At 36.6% G+C, this 1,120-nt stretch carries 1 protein-coding gene; it reads right to left on the bottom strand.

All coding sequences use genetic code 11. The annotated features are described in order from the left end of the window. Positions 1-1,120: threonine--tRNA ligase (gene thrS / locus FHL06_RS13855; RefSeq protein WP_153387236.1), on the bottom strand; the 1,120-nt coding region annotated here is incomplete at both ends.

Raw genomic sequence — 1,120 nt, 5'->3', positions numbered from 1 at the left:
CATCACGATCATCCAATTCAGCACGGATATTCTTAGCACGTAATTCTGAAAGAATTTCGTTAGCGTAATCTGTGTGAAGTTTTTGGTTAACAGGGATGATACGTACTTGTGTAGGAGCCAACCATGTTGGGAATGCACCCTTGTAAATTTCAATTAGGTAAGCAATAAATCTTTCCATAGTTGAAACGATACCACGGTGAATCATAACTGGTCTATGATCCTTACCATCAGCACCAACATATGTTAATTGGAACTTCTCTGGTTGCATAAAGTCTAATTGGATAGTTGATAATGTTTCTTCATTACCAAGAGCTGTCTTAGTTTGAACATCAAGTTTTGGACCATAGAAAGCAGCTTCACCTTCAGCTTCATAGTACTTAAGACCAAGATCATCCATAGCGCCTTTAAGCATTGATTGTGATCTGTTCCACATTTCATCGTCATCGAAGTATTTCTCTTTGTCTTCTGGATCTCTATAACTTAGTCTGAAGCTATAGTTTTCAAAGCTAAAGTCTTTATATACATCAATAATTAGATTAACAACACGTTTGAATTCTTCTTTAATTTGATCTGGACGAACAAAGATATGCGCATCATTTAAAGTCATACCACGTACACGTTGCAATCCTGACACAGCCCCACTTGCCTCATAACGATGCATTGTGCCTAATTCAGCAATTCTTATAGGCAGTTCACGATATGAATGTGGTTTATTAGCATAAATCATCATATGATGTGGACAATTCATTGGTCTAAGTACCATTTCTTCATGCTCATCAAGTTTCATTGTCGGGAACATATCCTCTTGATAATGATCCCAGTGACCAGATGTTTTATATAAATCAACATTAGCCATAACCGGTGTGTAAACATGGTCATAACCCATGCTCACTTCTTTGTCTACGATGTAACGTGCAATTTCTCGACGAATTGTTGCACCATTTGGTAACCAAAGTGGTAAACCAGCACCTACTAATGGGTTGTTTGAGAATAGCTCTAATTCCTTACCAATTTTACGATGATCACGTTCTTTTCTTTCTTCAAGCATTTGTAAGTGTGCTTTCAAATCCTTTTTATCGAAAAAGGCTGTACCATAAATACGTTGTAACATTTTATTTTT

Origin of the sequence: Companilactobacillus halodurans (genome assembly GCF_009600985.1) — a bacterium.
GTDB classification, from domain to species: Bacteria; Bacillota; Bacilli; order Lactobacillales; family Lactobacillaceae; genus Companilactobacillus; species Companilactobacillus halodurans.
Note: the sequence above shows the minus strand (reverse complement) of the source record. Positions and strands in the feature narration are given on the sequence as shown.